This window comes from Cognatundibacterium luofuense, from assembly GCF_018139685.1.
In the GTDB taxonomy this organism is placed as follows: domain Bacteria; phylum Pseudomonadota; class Gammaproteobacteria; order Burkholderiales; family Burkholderiaceae_D; genus Undibacterium; species Undibacterium luofuense.
Genome location: NZ_JAGSPN010000158.1, coordinates 1 through 448 on the forward strand (window position 1 = coordinate 1; position 448 = coordinate 448).

General features: G+C 50.7%; 1 protein-coding gene. It reads right to left on the reverse strand.

Annotation, left to right across the window (positions count from 1 at the left end; all coding sequences use genetic code 11):
• The coding region (locus KDM89_RS19810; RefSeq protein WP_212689604.1) for a PadR family transcriptional regulator at window positions 1-254 on the reverse strand (254 nt) is incomplete at its 3' end.
• Window positions 255-448 lie beyond the last annotated feature (194 nt).

Below are 448 nucleotides of genomic sequence, written 5' to 3' on the forward strand. Positions count from 1 at the left end.
CTTTCGGCAGCCCAGCGTTGTAATTCAGCGCGCCCGGCTGGCAGTACATCAAATTGCTTTTTACCGGAGCGGCCACCTTCGACTTCGCTGGACGAGACCCAGCCCTGCTGCTCCATCCGCGCCAGTTCCCGGTAAATTTGCTGATGGGTGGCATGCCAGAAATAGCCTATCGACTTGTCAAAGCGTCGCGCCAGCTCGTAGCCTGAGCAGGGCTTTTCTATGATTGAGGTCAGCAGGGCGTGTTGTAATGACATGGACGGACCTTAGAGTAAATCTTCGAGGTGGATCATCGACATTTTATATGCAACTGGTTGCATAAACAAAATTTGTTCGCTATTCTGCGATGCACAGTCAGAATACTTTAGCTATTCAGTCCATACCAGATCAGCGCACTGTGGCTTACAAGCACAAAGCAGCTGTGGTACGCGTTCTGACCGTATTAACCTAT